The 3,784-nt window shown below is 67.4% G+C and carries 2 protein-coding genes and 1 pseudogene; all 3 read left to right on the top strand.

The genetic code is table 11. The features are described from left to right. Positions 1–1,974, top strand: a pseudogene (locus CSW58_RS11340) (ATP-binding protein); the annotation flags it as partial. After that, positions 1,971–3,359, top strand: a complete 1,389-nt coding sequence (locus tag CSW58_RS11335) for a sigma-54 dependent transcriptional regulator (RefSeq protein WP_099447360.1) — start codon at positions 1,971–1,973, stop codon at positions 3,357–3,359. The pseudogene CSW58_RS11340 and the gene CSW58_RS11335, both read left to right, overlap by 4 nt. Next, on the top strand, positions 3,360–3,784 hold a 425-nt coding region (locus CSW58_RS11330), incomplete at its 3' end, for an aminotransferase class IV (RefSeq protein ID WP_201721649.1).

Raw genomic sequence — 3,784 nt, 5'->3', positions numbered from 1 at the left:
GAACTGGTCGACGCCCGCTCCAGCGACGCCGGGGCGCGGCTCCATCTGCGTTTCGTTGGCTGTTCTCGCTGGCCGCCGTGGCCCCCGCGGTGATCGTCGCCCTGTTCTTCGGTCGCTGGTCAATCGCGGCGTCGAGGGCTGGTTCAGCGACCGGGTTCGCACGGTGGTCGAAAATTCCGCCACGGTCGCCCGATCCTATGTCGAGGAACAGACCAGCTATATCGGCGACCACATCGTCACCATGGCCGCCAACCTCAATCAGGTCGCGCCAGACATGGAGCGCTCGCCGGTCGTCTTCGCCCATTTCCTGACAGGTCTCACCGAGGACAACGGCTTCGCCGCCGCCTATGTCCTGGATCGTGACGGCCGAATTCTCGCCCGGGCCGAGGGGTCCGATTCGCCGCCTACCTCGCGCCGCCGCCCTCGACCTTCCAGGCGACCGACACCGGCGACGTCTCGGCCGAACAGTTCGCCAGCGCCGATCTGTTTCGGGCCCTCTATCGGCTCAAGGCCTTCCCGGACGGCTATCTCTATGTGGCCCGGCGCGTGGACGCCGGCATCATGAACCATCTGAAGGAGACCGAAGCGTCGCTGGTTTCCTATCGGGAGGCCGCGCAAAGCCAGGCCCGGATCCAGGGCATCTTCGTGCTCAGCTACATCGAGACCGCCCTGCTGGTGCTGGTCGCCGCCGTCTGGGTGGGCATTGCCGCCGCCAATTCGATCGCGGCGCCGGTTTCGGGCCTGGTTCAGGCGGCTGGGCGGGTCTCGGCCGGGGATCTTGACGCCCGAGTGGACGTCACGGTCGGGCCTGACGAAATCCGGGCCTTGTCCAACGCCTTCAACATGATGACCACGGATCTTCAGGCGCAGCAGGCCGCCTTGCGCACAGCGCGACTGGACGCGGAATCGCGCCGTCAGTTCATCGAGACCGTGCTGTCAGGCGTCAGCGCCGGGGTGGTCGGCCTGGACGCCGAGGGGCGGATCACGGCCGTCAACCGCCGCGCCGGGGCGCTGCTGGCGCTCGATGACGACGCCGTCGGCCGCCCCCTGACCGACGCCGCGCCGGAATTTGACGCGGTCATCGAGGAAATCAGCGGCGGTCGGGCCGACGCCGAGATCGAGGTCGACGTGATGCGGGGCGGTGAGACGCGCCGACTGCGGGTGCGTTCAGCCGGCCATGCCGCCGAAGGCCTGGTCCTGACCTTTGACGACATCACCCGTCTGGTGGCCGCCCAACGCAACGCCGCCTGGAAGGATGTCGCCCGGCGCATCGCCCACGAGATCAAGAACCCGCTGACCCCGATCCAGCTGTCGGCGGAACGGATCCGCCGAAAGTATCGCAAGGACATCACCAGCGATCTGGAGACCTTTGACCGCTGCACCGAGACGATCATCCGGCAGGTCGGCGACATCGGCCGGATGGTCGACGAGTTCTCGGCCTTCGCCCGCATGCCGGCGCCCCGTTTCGCGCCAGCCGATTTGACCGAATTGCTGCGTCAGTCGGTCTTCGCCCAGCGATTCGTCGACAGCGAGATCACCATCGCGCTCGAGGAGCCCGCCGCCGAGGTCTGGGTCAATTGCGATGTCCGGATGGTAGGGCAGGCCCTGACCAATATTCTCAAGAACGCCGGCGAGGCGGTGGCCGCCCGTCGACTGGTTCAGCCCGACCCGCCCGGCCGGATTTCGGCCACGCTGGTGTCCGACGAAGACGACCTGTGCCTGATTATCGAAGACAACGGCGTCGGCCTACCCGCGCGGGATCGCGACCGGTTGACCGAGCCCTATGTCACAACCCGCGAAAAGGGCACGGGCCTGGGCCTGGCGATCGTCAAGCGCATCATGGAAGACCATGAGGGCGAACTGACCCTGACCGACGCTCAGCAAGGCCCCGGAGCCCGGGTGGTGCTGAGATTCCCGACGACCGCGCGACTGGCCGCCGCCAGCGCGCCGACGAGCCTGGAGGAGATGACATGAGCGCCGACGTCCTGGTGGTCGACGACGAGGTCGATATCCGTGAACTGGTGGGCGGCATCCTCGAGGACGAGGGCTATGCCGTGCGCATGGCGGCTGACTCCGACCAGGCGCTGGCGGCCTTGCGGGCTCGCAAGCCCGCCTTGCTAATCCTCGATATCTGGATGCAGGGCGGCGGCCTGGACGGGCTTGAACTGCTGGACATGATCAAGGGACTGGATCCCGACCTGCCGGTGATCATGATCTCGGGCCACGGCAATATCGAAACCGCCGTCAGCGCCATCAAGCGCGGGGCCTATGAGTTTCTCGAGAAGCCCTTCAAGTCAGATCGGCTGCTGCTGGTCGTCGAGCGGGCCCTGGAGGCGGCCAATCTCAAGCGCGAGAACCGCCGCCTGAAGGCCCAGAGCGTCTCGTCCGACGGTCTGATGGGCAAGTCGAACGCCGCCCAGTCCCTGCGCCAGCTGATCGCCAAGGTCGCCCCGGCCAATAGCCGGGTGCTGGTCTCGGGGCCGCCCGGCTCGGGCAAGGAACTGGTGGCGCGCCTGATCCACGGCTCCAGCGCCCGGTCGCGCAACGATTTCGTCGCGGTCAGCGCCGCCGGCATGGCGCCGGAACGCCTCGATGTCGAACTGTTCGGGGAGGAGGGCGAAGGCGGTCGCCCGCGCAAGATCGGCGTGTTCGAACGGGCCCATGGCGGCACGCTCTATCTCGATGAAGTGGCCGACATGCCGCGCGAGACCCAGAGTCGCATTCTGCGGGTGCTGGTCGAGCAGCGCTTCCGACGGGTCGGCGGCGACAGCGATGTGCAGGTCGACGTCCGGGTGATCTCATCCTCGTCCCGTGACCTGCGCGATGAGATCGCCGCCGGTCGGTTCCGCGAGGACCTGTTCCACCGTCTCAATGTCGTGCCGGTGCGGGTTCCGGGCCTGTCGGAGCGGCGCGAGGACATCCCCGAACTGATCGCCTATTTCGTCGACCGGATCTGCGAGGCCACCGGCCTGCAGCGCCGCAAGCTGGGCGAAGACGCTCTGGCGACGCTGCAGGTCCAGGCCTGGCCCGGCAATGTTCGTCAGCTGCGCAACAATGTCGAACGGATGCTGATCCTGGCCTCGGGCGAGCCCGGCGACGTGATCACCGCCGAGATGCTCAACGCCTCGGAACAGCCCACCGGCGGCAATGCCGGCGCGATCGGGGCCGAAAGGATCATCGCCCTGCCGCTGCGCGAGGCGCGCGAGCTGTTCGAACGGGAATATCTCAACGCCCAGATCCTGCGGTTCGGCGGCAACATCTCGCGCACCGCCAATTTCATCGGCATGGAGCGCTCGGCCCTGCACCGGAAACTGAAGTCCCTGGGCGTGGCCGGCGCCCGGGTGGAAGAGGAAGAGTAGATGTCGCGTTTCGCCTATGTGAATGGCCGTTTCGTTCGCCATGGCGACGCCGTGGTGCATATCGAGGACCGTGGCTATCAGCTGGCCGACGGGGTCTACGAGGTGTGGGCGGTGTTCGACGGCAAGCTGGCCGACTGCACAGGTCATTTCGCGCGCCTTTGGCGCAGCCTCGACGAGTTGCGGATCGCCCATCCGATGGGGCAGGCGGCCCTGACCTGCGTGCTGCGCGAAGCCATTCGCCGAAACAGGGTGCGCGACGGGCTGGTCTATCTGCAGGTGACGCGCGGCGTGGCCCGGCGCGATCATGCCTTCCCCGAGCCCGCGCCCCGTCCGGCCGTGGTCATCACAGCCAAGTCAGTGGACCGTGCGAGCGCCGAGGCCAAGGCCGCCAAGGGCGCGTCGGTCATCACCCTGCCCGAGAACCG

Source organism: Caulobacter sp. B11, assembly GCF_002737765.1.
Classification (GTDB): Bacteria; Pseudomonadota; Alphaproteobacteria; order Caulobacterales; family Caulobacteraceae; genus Caulobacter.
The sequence above is the reverse complement of the archived record's forward strand: the minus strand, read 5'-3'. Positions and strand labels throughout refer to the sequence as shown.